Origin of the sequence: Aliarcobacter thereius LMG 24486, assembly GCF_004214815.1 — a bacterium.
Lineage (GTDB): Bacteria > Campylobacterota > Campylobacteria > Campylobacterales > Arcobacteraceae > Aliarcobacter > Aliarcobacter thereius.
In genome coordinates this window covers 1,066,822-1,083,893 of sequence record NZ_CP035926.1, presented here as the reverse complement: position 1 = coordinate 1,083,893, position 17,072 = coordinate 1,066,822, and the positions used below count along the sequence as shown (strand labels likewise).

General features: G+C 32.2%; 11 protein-coding genes, 3 tRNA genes and 3 rRNA genes. 11 read left to right on the top strand and 6 right to left on the bottom strand.

All coding sequences use genetic code 11. The features are described from left to right. The first annotated feature begins 32 nt into the window (after nucleotides 1-32). The 5 genes from ATH_RS05595 (at nucleotide 33) to ATH_RS05575 (ending at nucleotide 5,074) form a co-directional block, all read left to right on the top strand. Nucleotides 33-1,268, top strand: a complete 1,236-nt coding sequence (locus tag ATH_RS05595; protein ID WP_066184443.1) for an argininosuccinate synthase — start codon at nucleotides 33-35, stop codon at nucleotides 1,266-1,268. Nucleotides 1,269-1,379: 111 nt separating this feature from the next. Next, the gene (locus tag ATH_RS05590) at nucleotides 1,380-1,886 is read left to right on the top strand and encodes a gamma carbonic anhydrase family protein (protein ID WP_066184440.1); all 507 of its coding nucleotides are present in this window, start codon (nucleotides 1,380-1,382) and stop codon (nucleotides 1,884-1,886) included. 49 nt (nucleotides 1,887-1,935) lie between these two features. After that, a tRNA-Leu gene (locus tag ATH_RS05585) sits at nucleotides 1,936-2,019 on the top strand. Nucleotides 2,020-2,090: 71 nt separating this feature from the next. After that, nucleotides 2,091-4,190, top strand: a complete 2,100-nt coding sequence (locus ATH_RS05580) for a helix-hairpin-helix domain-containing protein (RefSeq protein WP_083190957.1) — start codon at nucleotides 2,091-2,093, stop codon at nucleotides 4,188-4,190. Beyond that, nucleotides 4,187-5,074, top strand: a complete 888-nt coding sequence (locus tag ATH_RS05575) for a DMT family transporter (RefSeq protein ID WP_066184434.1) — start codon at nucleotides 4,187-4,189, stop codon at nucleotides 5,072-5,074. Before ATH_RS05580 ends, ATH_RS05575 begins: the two co-directional genes overlap by 4 nt. Before the next feature lie 25 nt (nucleotides 5,075-5,099). Here ATH_RS05575 and xth read toward each other — a convergent pair whose 3' ends face one another. Together xth and ATH_RS05565 are read right to left on the bottom strand one after the other, a co-directional pair. Continuing rightward, entirely contained in the window at nucleotides 5,100-5,888 is a 789-nt protein-coding gene (gene xth / locus ATH_RS05570; protein ID WP_066184429.1) for an exodeoxyribonuclease III, read from the bottom strand. Beyond that, the gene (locus ATH_RS05565) at nucleotides 5,885-6,127 is read right to left on the bottom strand and encodes a hypothetical protein (RefSeq protein ID WP_066184426.1); all 243 of its coding nucleotides are present in this window, start codon (nucleotides 6,125-6,127) and stop codon (nucleotides 5,885-5,887) included. The genes xth and ATH_RS05565 overlap by 4 nt, the downstream gene beginning before the upstream one ends. Before the next feature lie 97 nt (nucleotides 6,128-6,224). On the opposite strand from ATH_RS05565, the gene ATH_RS05560 reads away from it, so the two are divergent. Next, a complete protein-coding gene (locus tag ATH_RS05560; protein WP_066184423.1) occupies nucleotides 6,225-6,953 on the top strand; it encodes a sulfite exporter TauE/SafE family protein in 729 nt (242 codons plus the stop codon). On the opposite strand, the gene ATH_RS05555 is transcribed toward ATH_RS05560, so the two are convergent. The 4 genes from ATH_RS05555 to ATH_RS05540 are packed head-to-tail and all read right to left on the bottom strand — an operon-like array spanning nucleotide 6,950 to nucleotide 11,366. Then, complete coding sequence (locus ATH_RS05555; protein WP_066390344.1) at nucleotides 6,950-7,861, bottom strand: AEC family transporter; 912 nt, start codon at nucleotides 7,859-7,861, stop codon at nucleotides 6,950-6,952. The genes ATH_RS05560 and ATH_RS05555 overlap by 4 nt on opposite strands. A 10-nt stretch (nucleotides 7,862-7,871) precedes the next feature. Beyond that, nucleotides 7,872-9,104 carry a glucose-6-phosphate isomerase gene (locus ATH_RS05550; RefSeq protein WP_066390345.1) on the bottom strand — a complete coding sequence of 411 codons (1,233 nt, stop codon included), beginning with the start codon at nucleotides 9,102-9,104 and terminating at the stop codon, nucleotides 7,872-7,874. Continuing rightward, nucleotides 9,104-9,961, bottom strand: coding sequence for a UTP--glucose-1-phosphate uridylyltransferase GalU (galU, locus tag ATH_RS05545; protein ID WP_066390346.1), 858 nt, complete (start codon nucleotides 9,959-9,961; stop codon nucleotides 9,104-9,106). The genes ATH_RS05550 and galU overlap by 1 nt, the downstream gene beginning before the upstream one ends. A 13-nt stretch (nucleotides 9,962-9,974) precedes the next feature. Further along, nucleotides 9,975-11,366: a phosphomannomutase/phosphoglucomutase gene (locus ATH_RS05540; RefSeq protein ID WP_066390348.1), complete on the bottom strand. Its 1,392-nt coding sequence runs from the start codon at nucleotides 11,364-11,366 to the stop codon at nucleotides 9,975-9,977. A gap of 433 nt (nucleotides 11,367-11,799) precedes the next feature. Here ATH_RS05540 and ATH_RS05535 point away from each other — a divergent pair. The 5 genes from ATH_RS05535 to rrf all read left to right on the top strand — a co-directional run bounded on the left by ATH_RS05535 (nucleotide 11,800) and on the right by rrf (nucleotide 17,029). Further along, nucleotides 11,800-13,317 (top strand): 16S ribosomal RNA (locus tag ATH_RS05535). A 98-nt stretch (nucleotides 13,318-13,415) separates the two neighbouring features. Next, a tRNA-Ile gene (locus ATH_RS05530) sits at nucleotides 13,416-13,492 on the top strand. Between the two features lie 14 nt (nucleotides 13,493-13,506). Next, nucleotides 13,507-13,582: transfer RNA gene (locus ATH_RS05525), tRNA-Ala, on the top strand. A 270-nt stretch (nucleotides 13,583-13,852) separates the two neighbouring features. After that, nucleotides 13,853-16,766 (top strand): 23S ribosomal RNA (locus ATH_RS05520). Nucleotides 16,767-16,912: 146 nt separating this feature from the next. Further along, nucleotides 16,913-17,029 (top strand): 5S ribosomal RNA (gene rrf / locus ATH_RS05515). Together the 16S, 23S and 5S rRNA genes with 2 tRNA genes alongside form the textbook arrangement of a ribosomal RNA operon. The last annotated feature ends 43 nt before the right edge of the window (nucleotides 17,030-17,072 follow it).

Below are 17,072 nucleotides of genomic sequence, written 5' to 3'. Positions count from 1 at the left end.
CGCACCAATATTTACCAAAATTAGGAAAGATTATGAGCAAAAAAGATATAAAAAAAGTAGTACTTGCATATAGTGGTGGACTTGATACATCTATTATTTTAAAATGGCTTCAAGATGAATATAGTGCTGAAGTTATTACATTTACAGCTGATTTAGGACAAGGTGAAGAGGTTGAACCAGCTAGAAAAAAAGCAATAGCTTGTGGAATAAAACCTGAAAATGTATATATTTTAGATTTAAAAGAAGAGTTTGTAAAAGATTATGTTTTCCCAATGTTTAGAGCAAATGCTATTTATGAGGGAGAGTATCTTTTAGGAACATCAATAGCTAGACCATTAATTGCAAAAAAACTTGTTGAAATTGCAAATGAGAAAGGTGCACAAGCTGTATCTCATGGAGCAACAGGAAAAGGAAATGACCAAGTAAGATTTGAGCTTGGAGCTTTGGCTTTAAATCCAGATTTAAAAGTTATTGCACCTTGGAGAGAGTGGGAATTAAACTCAAGAGAGAGCTTACTTGAATATGCTAGAAAAAATGGAATAGAAATTTCTCAAAAACATGTTGATGAAAATGGAAATCCAAAAATAAGCCCATATTCAATGGATGCCAATCTTTTACATATCTCTTATGAAGGTTTACATTTAGAAAATCCTGCAAATGAACCTGAAGAATCAATGTGGCTTTGGACAACAAGTCCTGAAAATGCTCCAAATAAGGCTGAATATATTGAAATAGAGTATAAAAATGGAGATCCAATTGCACTAAATGGTGAAAAATTATCTCCAGCAAATTTACTTTTAGCTTTAAATGAACTTGGAAATAAACATGGTATTGGAAGAGTAGATATTGTTGAAAATAGATATGTTGGTATGAAGGCAAGAGGTTGTTATGAAACTCCAGGTGGAACAATTATGCTAAAAGCTCACAGAGCTATTGAATCATTGACTTTAGATAGAGAAGCTGCACATTTAAAAGATGAATTAATGCCAAAATATGCAAAACTTATCTATCAAGGATATTGGTTCAGTCCAGAAAGAGAGATGTTACAAGCATCTATTGATGCAACACAAAAGAATGTAGAAGGTAAAGTAAAATTAAAACTTTACAAAGGAAATATAATGGTTGTAGGAAGAGAATCTAGCAAATCACTATATGATGATGCTTATTCTACATTTGAAAAAGATGAAGTATATAATCAAAAAGATGCAGAAGGGTTTATTAGACTAAATGCATTAAGACTTGTTATTGCAGGTAAAAAACAGAAATAATACTACATAAAAATGTATATTCTAGGAATTTTCCTAGAATTGCAACTTATTTGCTACTTACTTTTATTAAAATCATCTCTTAAAATTTGTTAATAACAAAAAGGAGAAGATATGATACTAAATTATAAAGAGTTTTATCCAGAAATTCATACAAAAGCTTGGATTGCACCAAGTGCTGATGTAATAGGAAGAGTTAAACTTGCAGAAGATGTTTCTGTATGGTTTGGTTGTGTTATTAGAGCAGATGTAAATGAAGTTATAATAGGTAAAAATTCAAATATTCAAGATTTATCATGTATTCACACAGATAAAGATTCTAAAACAATTATTGGAGAAAATGTTACAGTAGGGCATAAAGTTATACTTCATGGTTGTAAAATAGAAGATAATTGCTTAATAGGAATGGGAGCCACTATTTTAGATAATGCAGTTATAGGAGAAGGAAGTATTGTTGGAGCAAATTCACTTGTAACTTATGGAAAAGTTTTTCCACCTAAAAGTTTAATTATGGGAAGTCCTGCTAAAGTTGTAAGAGAATTAAGTGATGATGAAGTAAAAGGTCTTAAAGAACATGCTTTGCACTATGTTGAATATAAAAATGATTATAAATATATATAAATAAGCTTTAAGAAAAAATAGATATAATCACAATCTTAATTTTCTTAAAGCAGATGTGGTGGAACGGTAGACACGCTATCTTGAGGTGGTAGTGGCAACAGCTGTGAGGGTTCAAATCCCTCCATCTGCACCATATTTAAACTAACATAAGCTCTTTATTCACAATTATCATCTACAATTTCAAAAAACTAAGAAGAAGATATAATGAACTTAATTAAAATATTAGAAGAAAAAACAAAACTAGAAAAAACTATTATAGAAAATATAATAAAACTACTTGAAGATGGATGTACTATCCCTTTTATTGCAAGATATAGAAAAGATTATACAAATAGTGCAACAGATGAACAGCTTAGAAAATTTGAAGATATTTATGAGTATTCAAAAAAACTTTTAAATAGAAAAGAAGAGATAAAAGATATTTTAAAAGAAAGAGGTTTTTTAGATGAGAAAACTTTAAAAGATATAGAATTATCTGAAACTTTGACAAATTTAGAAGATATATATTCAGTATTTAAAGAGAAAAAATCTTCAAGAACTTTAAAAGCTATTGAAAATGGACTTGAACCAATGGCAAATATTATACAAAGTATGAAATATACAAAAGATGAGTGTTTTAATAAAGCAAAACAGTTTTTAAATAAAGATGTACTAACAGAAGATGATGTTATAAATGGTGCAAAAGATATAATTGCACAAAGATATGCTGATGATGTAAAGTCAAAAGAGATAATAAGAAATTCTATAAACAATTGGGCAAGTTTAGAAATAAGTGCTGGAAAAGAGTTCAAAAAAGATGGACTTTATAGCTCTTTTGAAAATACAAATGAAAAATTAAGATATATAAAATCTCATAGAATTTTAGCTATTTTAAGAGCTGTAAATGAAAATGAATTAAAGATAAAAATAGAAATAGATGAAAAGAATATTTTAGAAAATATAAAAAAATACAAAATACCAAGCTTTGCACAAAATTCAAGTGAGTTTGTCTTTGATGCATATAAAGATGGATTAAAAAGGCTATTACTTCCTTCTTTGAAAAAAGAGGCAATATCTGATTTGAAACAAAGAGCAGAGAGTGAAGCTATTGAACTTTTTGGTAAGAATTTAAAAGAGCTTTTACAAACAGCACCTTTGGTTAATCAAGTTATTTTAGGAGTTGATCCTGGATATAAAACAGGTTGTAAACTGGCTGTAATTGATGAAAATGGACTATATTTGGATAGTGGAATTATATATCCTACAAAACCAAGAGAGGATTTTATAAACTCAAAAAAAATTATTTTGGAAGTTATAAATAAATATAAAATTACAGCAATTGCAATAGGAAATGGAACAGCTTCAAGAGAAGCAGCAATATTTATTGATAATTTAATAAAAGAAGAAAAACTAGATATATCTTATGCAATAGTTAGTGAAATAGGAGCTAGTGTATATTCAGCTTCAAAAATAGCTTCGCAAGAGTATCCAAATATTGATGTTACAATAAGAGGTGCAATTTCTATTGCTCAAAGACTTCGTGACCCAATGGCTGCACTTGTAAAAATCGATCCTAAATCATTAGGAATTGGGCAGTATCAACATGATGTAAATCAAAAAGAGTTAGCAAAAAAATTAGAGAATACTACAATAGATTTAGTAAATAAAGTTGGTGTGGATTTAAACTCAGCTTCATATAAACTTCTATCTTTTGTATCAGGAATTAGTGAAAAACTTGCACAAAATATAGTTGAATATAGAGAAAAGATTAAGAACTTTAAAACAAAATCACAACTTCTTAAAGTAAAAGGACTTGGAACAAAATCTTATGAACAAAGCGTGGGTTTTTTAAGAATAAAAGATGGAGATACTATTTTAGATAATACAGCAATTCATCCAGAAGATTATGAAATAAGCTTAAAACTTCAAAAAGATTACAAAATTGAAGAAATTAAAGATTTTGAAGAAGTGGCAAATGATTTAAATACAACAAGTATAAAAGTAAAAGATATAGTAAATGAACTTTTAAAACCTGGATATGATGTAAGATTGGAGTTTAATCAAATAAAGTTTGCAAATGATATTTTAGATATAAATGATTTAAAAGAGGGATTTATCTTGAGTGGAATTGTAAGAAATATTACAGATTTTGGTGCATTTGTAGATATTGGATTAAAAAATGATGCTCTTTTACATATTTCACAAATTTCACAAAAAAGGTTATCTCATCCAAGTGAGGTTTTAAGTATAAATCAAAATTTAGAAAACTTAAAAGTATTGAGTATAGATTTGGAAAAACAAAGAGTAGGGCTTAGTTTAAAATGATTATTTCACAAACAAAACTAGGAGTCATATATATAGCTTTATGTATTTTTCTTTGGTCTTTACTTGGGATTTTTGTAAAATTAGCTCAATCAAATTTGGATCATTATCAATATATGTTTTATTCATCTTTATTCTCTTTTTTATCTTTATTATTTGTAGCACTTGTAAATAAAAATTTAAAAGAGATTTTAAGCTACACAAAAAAGATTTTTTTTGTTTTATTTGCTTTAGGTTTTTTAGATTTTATGTTTTACCTTCTTTTATATTTTGGTTACCATAGTGCAAATTCTATTGAAGTTTTGGTTATTCAATATACTTGGCCAATATTTATAGTTGTTTTATCTTTGTTTATTTTAAAAGAGAAGTTTACAAAAAGAAAGCTTTTCGCTGTAACTTTCGGTTTTATAGGAGTTTTTTTAGTTATAAGTAAAGGAGATATTTCAAATCTGAATTTTGAAAATATTGATGTATTGCTTGTAGTTTTGTTATCTGCTTTTTGTTTTGCTCTTTTTTCAGTTTTAAGTAAAAAAGTAAGAATTGATGCTGTAAATGCAGTTATGATTTATTTTCTTAGTGCAACAATATATTCATTTTTTACAATGCAAACTTTCTCAAGTTTTGTAATCCCGGAATCAAAAGATTGGATTGCTATTTTAGTAAATGGAGTTTTTATAAATGGAATTTCATATCTATTTTGGATAAAAGGACTTCAGATTTTTGATGCTTCAAAAGTGGCACCATTTACATTTTTAATACCAATTTTATCAGCATTTTTTTTAGTAATAGTTTTTGATGAAGCAATATTAATGATATATTTTGTAGGACTTTTATTTGTAGTATTAGCAGGATTAATAAATAGTTTTAAAACACTAAAAGAAGTATAAATAAATTTTACTTCTTTTATAAATTTTAGAACTCCATTGTTAAGGCAACAGGGCAGTGATCACTTCCAAAAATATCATCCATAATATAAGCATCTTTTACAAAAGTTTCTAAATCTTTACTTACAAAAAAGTAATCAATTCTCCAGCCAACATTATTTTCTCTTGCATTTGCTCTATAACTCCACCAAGAGTATTTATCTTTTAAATCACCATTTATAAGTCTAAAAGTATCTAAAAAACCTTCATCTATAAATTTACTTATCCAATCTCTTTCCATTTGTAAAAATCCACTTGTGTTTTCATTTGCTTTTGGTCTTGCTAAATCTATTGGCTCGTGAGCTGTATTTACATCACCACAAACAATTATAGAAAAACCATCATTTCTAAGCTCTTTGCAATATTCTAAAAATCTATCATAAAATTCCATTTTATAATTTAATCTATCTTCATTGCTTTGTCCATTTGGAAAATATATATTAAAATATGCAATCTTTTTATCTTTTATATTAAAATGAATTTCGTTTATTCTTCCTTCGTCTAAAATATCTATTTTTTGACAAGTTGATTCAAAAAATGGTTCAATATCACTAAAAAGTGCAGTTCCACTTCTGCCTTTTATAGCAGATTGACTAGCTAATTTGAAGTTAAACTCTTTTGTAAATATTGATTTTGGAATTTGATCTATTTGTGATTTTGTCTCTTGTACTCCTAAAATATCAATATTATCATCATCTATCCATTTTAGAGCATCTTTTTTATCAACAGCTCTTATTCCATTTACATTCCATGATATAAATTTATAAGTTTTTTTCATTTTTTATTATCCTTTTTTTCATCTATTAAACTATTTGGTTTTTTTGGTTCTTCTGGATTCTTTGGTTTTGCTATTCCAATATTATTTAGGTTTTTATTTCCAAAAGAGTTTGAACCTTCTATAAAACTATTATTTTTCTTTCCATGCATATCAATTTTTCCACTATTTTGACCAGTGTAATTGTAGTTTGCTAGTAAAAAATTTGATAAAAATATAGTAAGTATTAAAAATATTCTCATTTGTTTTTCCTTTTAATTAAAGGATATATTTTATCTTGATTTGTATAATAAAGCTATTATTGGGTATTTTTCTATAATTTTTTAATTAGGATTAGTTTTGGAAGAGTTATTTTTAGGTTTTCTTACTTTTTTTACATCTGTTGTTGCTGCTATTGTTGGAATTGGTGGTGGAATGATGCTTATAGCCATTTTACCTTCATTTTTACCAACAAATGCACTAATACCTGTGCATGGACTTACTCAAGTTTCAAGTAATTTAAGTCGTGCTTTTTTTGGAAGAAAAGATATAGAATATAGTGTTGTTCCAAAGTTCTTAATAGGTTCTTTTGTTGGAATATCATTTTTTGCTGGAATTTTAACTCTAATCTCTTTAGAATATGTTCCTTTATTTATTGGTATTTATATTTTGCTTTCATTATGGAGTCAAAAATTTAATGAAAAGATAAAAAGATATGAAAACTATTATATTGCTGGATTTTTCCAAACAGGACTTTCTATGGTTGTGGGAGCAACAGGACCACTTACAATGACACTTTTATTAAAAGATTTTAAAGATAAAGATAAAGTTGTTGCAACAGGTGCTTTACTTATGAGTTTAACTCATTTCCTTAAAGTTTTAGTTTTTATATATTTTGGCTTTGTCTTTTTTGATTATATTTGGATAATTATCTCTATGATTTGTGGAGCAGTTTTAGGAAGTTATGTGGGAACAAAAGCTAGAAATTTAATTGATGGAAAAAGATTTTCAATAATTTTAAAAATATTATTAACAATTTTAGCAGTAAAACTAATAATAGAAGTTGTTTTAAAATCTTCTATTATTTAGTTAAAGTAGTTTAAAAAAACTATTAAAAAAAGTGCAGATATTATTGTTTGCACTGTAATAATAGTTGTCATTAAAGATAAATCTCCTCCAAGTTGCCTTGCAAGTATAAATGCACTTGGTGCTGTTGGCATAATTGCAAATAGAACTAAAATAGATATCATTATTTCATCTAAATGAAAAGCTTTTGCTAGAAAAAACATAAATAAAGGTAAAACTATAAATTTTGCAAACATAGTTATAGTCAAATCTTTTTTTGCACTTGTTATATCTTTTAAAACTAATGTATAACCTATTGATAAAAGACCTAAAGGAAGAGCTGCACTACTTAAAATTTTTAATAAGTTTTCTATACTAATAGGAAGAGAAACGCCTACAAAGTTTATTCCTGCTCCAATAATACAAGATATTATCAAAGGATTTTTGAAAATAGATTTTACTAAATACACAAAATCAATTTTATTGTTTTGTGAATATAAAGCAAAAGTAGAAATAGATAAAACATTTAAAAAAGGTATTGCAAAAGTTATTATAATTGCTGCCAAAACTAAACCATCTTTTCCAAATATAGAGCCACTTAAAGCTAAAAACACATAAGTATTAAATCTTATTCCACCTTGAACTATTGAAGTAAAAGAGCTATTTGATGTAGAACTTATTTTATTAAAAATCATAAGAGATATCATTGTTAATAAAATAGCAAGAAGTGAAACAAAAATTAAAGTTATACTATTTGCTTCAAATTTAGCTTTTGAAAGAGTAATTATTAATAAAGATGGCATTAAAATATAGTATGTAAGCTTATCAGCCATTGGCCAAAAATCATTTGAAGGGAAACTTATTTTTTTAAATAAGTAACCAATCATTATTAGAGAGAAAATTGGTATTAAACTTGTAAATATATGTTCCATAAATTATTCTTTATTTTTTTGATTTTAATAACTCTTTTAAAATAATTTTACCACCTTCAACTCCTGGTTGATTATAAGTGTCAATTCTTAAGAATTGTCCAACAACAGATGTTAAAAGTTCATAATAAAATAGAAGTTTACCTATTTCATATTCGCTTATTTCTTCAATTTCAATAATATCAATAGGAATATCTTTTTGATACTCTTTAACTGAAGCAATAGTTGCATCTGCTTGAAGATTTATAAGCTCTTTGAAATCAATATTATTTATATAATCAAGTTCTTCCAAAGCTTCTAAAGATATTGATGATATTTTCGTATCATCTTTAAAATCTTTAATTTTTATAAATGTTACACTTTTATCTCTTTTACCTTCTACAATTAGTTGTAAAAAAGAGTGTTGGTCAACAGGACCAAGAAGTCCAATTGGAGTTAAACCTTGGTTTGCATTATTTATATCAATTTTACCAAGGCTTTCTCCCCAAAGTTGCACATACCATTTATTAAAGCCTTCAAGAAGTTGAGAATATGAGAAAACAGCATTTATATTATAAATATCTTTATACTCATAATATGTTCTTGCTTTTTTTAAAATTGTGTCATATAAAGAGTTTTGTTCAAAAAATGAAGTAGATATATATCTTGCACCTCTTAAAAGTTCATCAATATCAAAACCAGCTAAATATAAAGGAACTAAACCAACATTTGATAAAACAGAAAATCTTCCACCTACATTTTTTGGTATTTCAAATGTAATAAGATTGTTTGTTTTTGCAAAGCTATTTAATTTACTATCATATTCTGTAATTACTAAAAGATTATCTTTATTCATATCCACAATAGAACTAAGATACTTAAAAATAGAAATAGTCTCAATTGTAGTTCCAGATTTAGAGATTATTATAAAAAGAGTATCTTCTAAATCTAGTTGTGAAATTGTTCCATTTAAATTTACAGGATCTGTACTTTCAAAAAATAGAATCTCTTTTTTTAAAGTTTGATTATTTTGCTTATGGTATTTTAGAAAATTATAAATAGCATATGTTCCTAAAGTACTTCCACCAATTCCAATAATAGCAATCTTATTTTGTTTAAAATTTAAAGAATCAAGTTTTGATTTCAACTCTTGAGTTTCACAAAAAGCTAAAGAGTAATATCCAATGCTATCTCTTTCTTGTTTTATTGCATTAAAAATATCTTCATCTTTTAAAGATACCTTTGGATAATAAAGAGTGTTTTGCATTATTTCTTCGCCTTCTCTTTTTTCTCATCTTTTATAGATTTATCATAAAAATAGTTTGTAGCTTTTACAAAACCATCAATACTTCCACAATCAAATCTTTGACCTTTAAATTTAAATGCTAAAACCATTCCTTTTTTTGCTTGAGTAAGTAGAGCATCTGTAATTTGAATCTCTCCACCTTTGCCTGGTTTTGTCTCTCTTAAGATATCAAAGATATCAGGAGTTAAAATATATCTTCCAATAATTGCTAAATTAGATGGTGCATCTTGTGGTTCTGGTTTTTCAACCATGTCTTTTACCATAAAAATTCCAGGTTCAATCTCATTTCCAGCAATTACTCCATATTTATTTGTATCTTCTTTTGGGATTTCTTCTATTGCAACTATTGAACAAGTATATTTTTTATAAAGTTCAACCATTTGAGATAAAACACCATTATCAGGTGCATCACATAAATCATCTGCAAGTAAAACAGCAAAAGGTTGATTTCCTATAAGATTTTCACCAGATAAAATAGCATGACCTAATCCTTTCATCTCAATTTGTCTTGTGTAAGAGAAAGTGCATTTTGTAATAACATTTCTAATTTCATTTAAATAGTGCTCTTTACTTGTACCTTTTATTTGATGTTCAAGTTCATAAGATATATCAAAGTGATCTTCAATTGCTCTTTTACCACGACCAGTTACTATTGCCATATTTTCAATTCCAGCTGATAAAGCTTCTTCAACCCCATATTGAATTAAAGGTTTAGTTAAAATTGGTAACATCTCTTTTGGTGTTGCTTTTGTTGCTGGTAAAAATCTTGTACCATAACCAGCAGCTGGGAATAGGCATTTCTTTATTGGGTTTTTCATATTGTTTTTCCTTTTACTTGTTTTTTATCTCATTAAATAGTTTAATTAATGCATCTTCATATATCTTTGCATTCTCTTTTGTATCTGCTTCAAATCTTGTTACTAGTTTTGGAGTTGTATTACTAGCTCTTACTAAGCCCCAACCTTTTTCAAAAATAACTCTTACTCCATCAATTGTTATAATTTCTCTTATTTTTGGAAAAGTAGAATCTGTATTTTGTAAAGCAAGTTTTAAATCCTCAATAATTTTAAACTTTGTATCTTCTGTTACTGTAATATTAATTTCAGGTGTTGAATATACTTTTGGTAAGTCTTCATACTCTTTATCAAAATCAAAATCTTTATCAATTAATTCAAGAGTTCTAAATGTAGCGTATATAGCATCATCATAACCAAAGTACCTATCATTAAAAAATAGATGACCAGATACTTCAGCTGCAAAATCTGCATTTGTCTCTTTTATTTTTACTTTTAAATTTGAGTGACCAGTTTTATACATAATAGCTTTACCATAAGAGTTTATTGTGTCATACATAACTTGTGAACATTTTACTTCACCAATTATTGTAGGATTTTGCATAAATTTAGAGAAAAATATTGCAAGAATATCACCTTTGAAATTATATTTCTTAGAAAGTAATGCTATTCTGTCTGCATCGCCATCATAAGCAAAACCAAAATCAAACTCATTTGAATCTAGCTCTTTTTTTATATCTTCTAAATTTTTTTCATCACTTGGATCAGGATGGTGATTTGGGAAGTTTCCATCAGGAGTTTCAAATAATATTTTATGTTTAATATTTAATTTTGTTAATATATCACTTAATACAACTCCTGCAACACCATTTCCACAATCAAAAACAAACTTTTTGTTTTCTAGTTTTAGATGTTTAAAATGTTCTACTATATAGTCAATATATCTTTTTTTTGCATCTATTTTAATTGAATTGAAATTATCTTCTATTAAAGATTGATCATTTAAAATATCTCTACCTAAAGCATAAATATCTTCACCAAAAAAAGGTTCCTTATTTAAAGTAATTTTAAATCCATTATACTCAGGCGGATTATGTGAACCTGTGATCATAATAGAACCATCAGCTTGAAATATTTCATTTTTATCATTATACGAATTAGAAAAGTTTGTAAAATAGTTTGTTGGAGTTGGTACAAGACCCATATCCAAAACTTTTATTCCAGCTTTGTTTATTCCAGAGCTTAACCAATCTTTTAAAATAGGTGAATGAAGTCTTGCATCATAACCAACAGATATATATTTTGCATTTGGAATTCTTACTAGTAGTTTTTTTGCTAAATGAAATCCAATCTTTTTAACTATATCCTCATTTAATTCTTTATTAAATACTCCTCTAATATCATACTCTCTAAATATAGATAAACTCATAACTATTATCACTCCTAAAACATATGTAAATTTGAATTAATATTCTATCAAATAAATACTTTATAAGTATTACATTTAGAGAGTCCTTGATTTAAGGGCAATTAGGGGTAATATTTATGGGTAGAGGGACGAATTTTCAAATTTAAGCTTCAATTAAGCGTTAAGCTCTTGACAAAGGAGAATTTTCCTATTATAATTCCCGTCCAATTTGACCAGAGCGGTTAAATAAGTTCTTTAAAATCTGATAGGTTTTTTTTAGAGAGTAATCTTTATAAACCGAATATATAATTGTTAAAAAAATAAAAATTTGTACAAGTTAGTATTTATAGAGATATAAATATGATAGAAACTTGTCTATAAACTTTTGAGTGATAATTTTGTAATTAAGTAATTAAAAACAAAAAAGTCAGATTCAGACATCAATAAATAAAAATTTATGGAGAGTTTGATCCTGGCTCAGAGTGAACGCTGGCGGCGTGCTTAACACATGCAAGTCGAACGAGAACGGGCTATAGCTTGCTATAGTTGTCAGCTAAGTGGCGCACGGGTGAGTAATGTATAGGTAATATGCCTTTTACTAAGGGATAACAGTTGGAAACGACTGCTAATACCTTATATTCCTAATATGCAGAAGTATATTAGGGAAAGATTTATCGGTAAGAGATTGGCCTGTATTGTATCAGTTAGTTGGTGGGGTAATGGCCTACCAAGACTATGACGCATAACTGGTTTGAGAGGATGATCAGTCACACTGGAACTGAGACACGGTCCAGACTCCTACGGGAGGCAGCAGTGGGGAATATTGCACAATGGACGGAAGTCTGATGCAGCAACGCCGCGTGGAGGATGACACATTTCGGTGCGTAAACTCCTTTTATATAAGAAGATAATGACGGTATTATATGAATAAGCACCGGCTAACTCCGTGCCAGCAGCCGCGGTAATACGGGGGGTGCAAGCGTTACTCGGAATCACTGGGCGTAAAGAGCATGTAGGCGGATTGATAAGTTTGAAGTGAAATCCTATAGCTTAACTATAGAACTGCTTTGAAAACTGTTAATCTAGAATGTGGGAGAGGTAGATGGAATTTCTGGTGTAGGGGTAAAATCCGTAGAGATCAGAAGGAATACCGATTGCGAAGGCGATCTACTGGAACACTATTGACGCTGAGATGCGAAAGCGTGGGGAGCAAACAGGATTAGATACCCTGGTAGTCCACGCCCTAAACGATGTACACTAGTTGTTGTGAGACTTGATCTTGCAGTAATGCAGTTAACACATTAAGTGTACCGCCTGGGGAGTACGGTCGCAAGATTAAAACTCAAAGGAATAGACGGGGACCCGCACAAGCGGTGGAGCATGTGGTTTAATTCGACGATACGCGAAGAACCTTACCTGGACTTGACATAGTAAGAACTTTCAAGAGATTGATTGGTGTCTGCTTGCAGAAACTTATATACAGGTGCTGCACGGCTGTCGTCAGCTCGTGTCGTGAGATGTTGGGTTAAGTCCCGCAACGAGCGCAACCCTCGTGTTTAGTTGCTAACAGTTTGGCTGAGAACTCTAAACAGACTGCCTACGCAAGTAGGAGGAAGGTGAGGACGACGTCAAGTCATCATGGCCCTTACGTCCAGGGCTACACACGTGCTACAATGGGATATACAGTGAGCTGCGATACAGTGATGTGGAGCAAATCTTATAAAATATCTCCCAGTTCGGATTGTAGTCTGCAACTCGACTACATGAAGTTGGAATCGCTAGTAATCGTAGATCAGCTATGCTACGGTGAATACGTTCCCGGGTCTTGTACTCACCGCCCGTCACACCATGGGAGTCGAACTCATTCGAAGCGGGGATGCTAAAGTAGCTACCTTCCACAGTGGATTTGGCGACTGGGGTGAAGTCGTAACAAGGTAACCGTAGGAGAACCTGCGGTTGGATCACCTCCTTTCAAAGAAAAACTATTAATATTTGCTTATTAATAGATAAACAATTAACAATATATGTTCGGTTTATAAAGGTTATTTAGAGAAACACATGTAGGTGAAGGGGCCTATAGCTCAGCTGGCTAGAGCGCTCGACTGATAATCGTGAGGTCTCAGGTTCAAGTCCTGATAGGCCCACCATTAAATAATCTTTTGGGGAATTAGCTCAGCTGGGAGAGCGCCTGCTTTGCACGCAGGAGGTCAGCGGTTCGATCCCGCTATTCTCCACCATATATGTGAAAAAGAGATTAGATATAAGTTTTTAAGAGAGATTAAGAATTTATATCTGGTTTCATAACTAGAGTGATATTTAAAAATATAATGTTAAAGTCTTTAAAATTTTTTCGTAAATTTAAATAGAGATATTTGAGTTTAAAAATAAATTTCATATCAATAATGATATAACACAACTAGATTATTAGATGTATGTTTAATAAGATAGTAGCCAAAGAATATTATCAAATTATAAATATATATTAAGTATATATATTTATAGGCAAAAAATAAGCTATTAAGGGCTAATGGTGGATGCCTTGACTGTAAGAGGCGATGAAAGACGTATTAGGCTGCGATAAGCCTCGGGGAGCTGCCAAAGAGCTTTGATCCGGGGATTTCTGAATGGGGCAACCCAATATATAGAGATATATATTACCCTGCGGGGAGCGAACCTGGTGAAGTGAAACATCTCAGTAGCCAGAGGAAGAGAAATCAATTGAGATTCCCATAGTAGCGGCGAGCGAACTGGGATTAGGACAAACCCTATACTTGTATAGGGGGTTGTAGGACTATAATGTGTAATTAAAGAGAATAGAAGAATTAGTTGGAAAGCTAAAGCATAGAAGGTGATACTCCTGTAATTAAAATTCTCAATAATACTAATAGTATCCTGAGTAGGTCGGAACACGTGATATTTTGACTGAAGCTGGGGGGACCACCCTCCAATCCTAAATACTACTTACAGATCGATAGTGAACAAGTACCGTGAGGGAAAGGTGAAAAGTACTGCAGCGAGCAGAGTGAAATAGAACCTGAAACCATTAGCTTACAATCATTCAGAGCCCTATGATTTATCAGGGTGATGGACTGCCTTTTGCATAATGAGCCTGCGAGTTGTGGTGTCTGGCAAGGTTAAGCCGAGTGCGAAGCCGTAGCGAAAGCGAGTCTTAATAGGGCGACATAGTCAGATGCTGCAGACCCGAAACGAAGTGATCTATCCATGAGCAGGTTGAAGCTGGTGTAAGAGCCAGTGGAGGACCGAACCCGCTGACGTTGAAAAGTCTTGGGATGACTTGTGGATAGGGGTGAAAGGCCAATCAAACTTCGTGATAGCTGGTTCTCTCCGAAATATATTTAGGTATAGCCTTGTGTAGTAGCATATAGGGGTAGAGCACTGAATGGGCTAGGGCTGCTTACCGCGGTACCAAACCCTATCAAACTATGAATACTATATGTGTAATCACAGGAGTCAGGCGGTGGGTGATAAAATCCATTGTCGAGAGGGGAACAACCCAGACTAACAGCTAAGGTCCCTAAGTTACATCTAAGTGGAAAACGATGTGGAGTTACTGTGACAACCAGGAGGTTGGCTTAGAAGCAGCCATCCTTTAAAGAAAGCGTAACAGCTCACTGGTCTAGTGATTCTGCGCGGAAAATATAACGGGGCTAAGATGTACACCGAAGCTTTAGATTCAATTTTTAATTGAGTGGTAGGAGAGCGTTCTATTCAGCGTTGAAGGTATACCGGTAAGGAGTGCTGGAGCGGATAGAAGTGAGCATGCAGGCATGAGTAGCGATAATTAAGGTGAGAATCCTTAACGCCGAAAACCCAAGGTTTCCTACGCGATGCTCGTCATCGTAGGGTTAGTCGGGTCCTAAGTCGAGTCTGAAAAGAGTAGACGATGGCAAATTGGTTAATATTCCAATACCAACATATAAGCGCGATGTGGGGACGCATAGAGTTAATCGAGCACACTGATGGAATAGTGGGTCGAAGGAAGTAGGTTGTTAAGTAGGAAAATCCGCTTAACATTAGACCGAGATCTTACAGGCTCTTGACACTCTTCGGAGGAGATGGAGAATCGATGATACTGTCGTGCCAAGAAAAGCCACTAAGTATATTATATGTTGCCCGTACCGTAAACCGACACAGGTGGGTGGGATGAGTATTCTAAGGCGCGTGGAAGAACCCTCTTTAAGGAACTCTGCAAAATAGCACCGTATCTTCGGTATAAGGTGTGCCTACTATGGTATAGAAACTTGCTTTCGAAAGCCAAAGAGGTTGCAACAAAGAGTCCCTCCCGACTGTTTACCAAAAACACAGCACTTTGCTAACACGTAAGTGGATGTATAAGGTGTGACGCCTGCCCGGTGCTCGAAGGTTAATTGATGATGTCAGCGTAAGCGAAGCATTTGATCGAAGCCCGAGTAAACGGCGGCCGTAACTATAACGGTCCTAAGGTAGCGAAATTCCTTGTCAGTTAAATACTGACCTGCATGAATGGCGTAACGAGATGGGAGCTGTCTCAAAGAGGGATCCAGTGAAATTGTAGTGGAGGTGAAAATTCCTCCTACCCGCGGAAAGACGGAAAGACCCCGTGCACCTTTACTACAGCTTGACACTGTAGCTTGGATATTCATGTGCAGGATAGGTGGGAGGCTATGATGACTAGACGCAAGTAGAGTCGGAGCCATCCTTGAGATACCACCCTTGAATATTCGAGTTACTAACTGCGATGAGTTATCCTCATTCAGGACAATGTCTGGTGGGTAGTTTGACTGGGGCGGTCGCCTCCTAAATAGTAACGGAGGCTTACAAAGGTTAGTTCAAAGCGGATGGAAATCGCTTGTTGAGTATAATGGCATAAACTAGCTTGACTGTGAGACCTACAAGTCGAACAGAGACGAAAGTCGGTCATAGTGATCCGGTGGTTCTGTGTGGAAGGGCCATCGCTCAAAGGATAAAAGGTACGCCGGGGATAACAGGCTGATCTCCCCCAAGAGCTCACATCGACGGGGAGGTTTGGCACCTCGATGTCGGCTCATCGCATCCTGGGGCTGTAGTCGGTCCCAAGGGTATGGCTGTTCGCCATTTAAAGCGGTACGCGAGCTGGGTTCAGAACGTCGTGAGACAGTTCGGTCCCTATCTTCCGTGGGCGTAGGAAAGTTGAAGAGATTTGTCCCTAGTACGAGAGGACCGGGATGAACCAACCACTGGTGTACCAATTGTTCTGCCAAGAGCATCGTTGGGTAGCCACGTTGGGATGTGATAAGAGCTGAAAGCATCTAAGCTCGAAGCCAACTCTAAGATGAACTTTCCCTGAAGTTCCCAGCAAGACTAGCTGGTTGATAGGCTGGATGTGTAATGGGTGTAAGCCCTTTAGCTGACCAGTACTAATAGAACGTTTGGCTTTTTTTATGAATTCTTTGGTTTTACTATCTTATTAAGTGTATACTTAGTAGTTTGTTTTAGACAATATTATATGAAGAAGACTTTAGCATTAGATTTAACTCAATCTGATTTGAGTATTAAGAGTTTGATATAAGCTTTTACTACTCAAATTTGTTGGTGGTTAAAGAGAAGTGGAAATACCCAGACCCCATTCCGAACCTGGTAGTCAAGCACTTCATCGCCGATAATACTGCAGGGTCCCCCTGTGGAAACGTAGGTCACTGCCAACTCTTGAGTATTTATTTTATATTTTACAAAAGCTTAGCTTTCTTT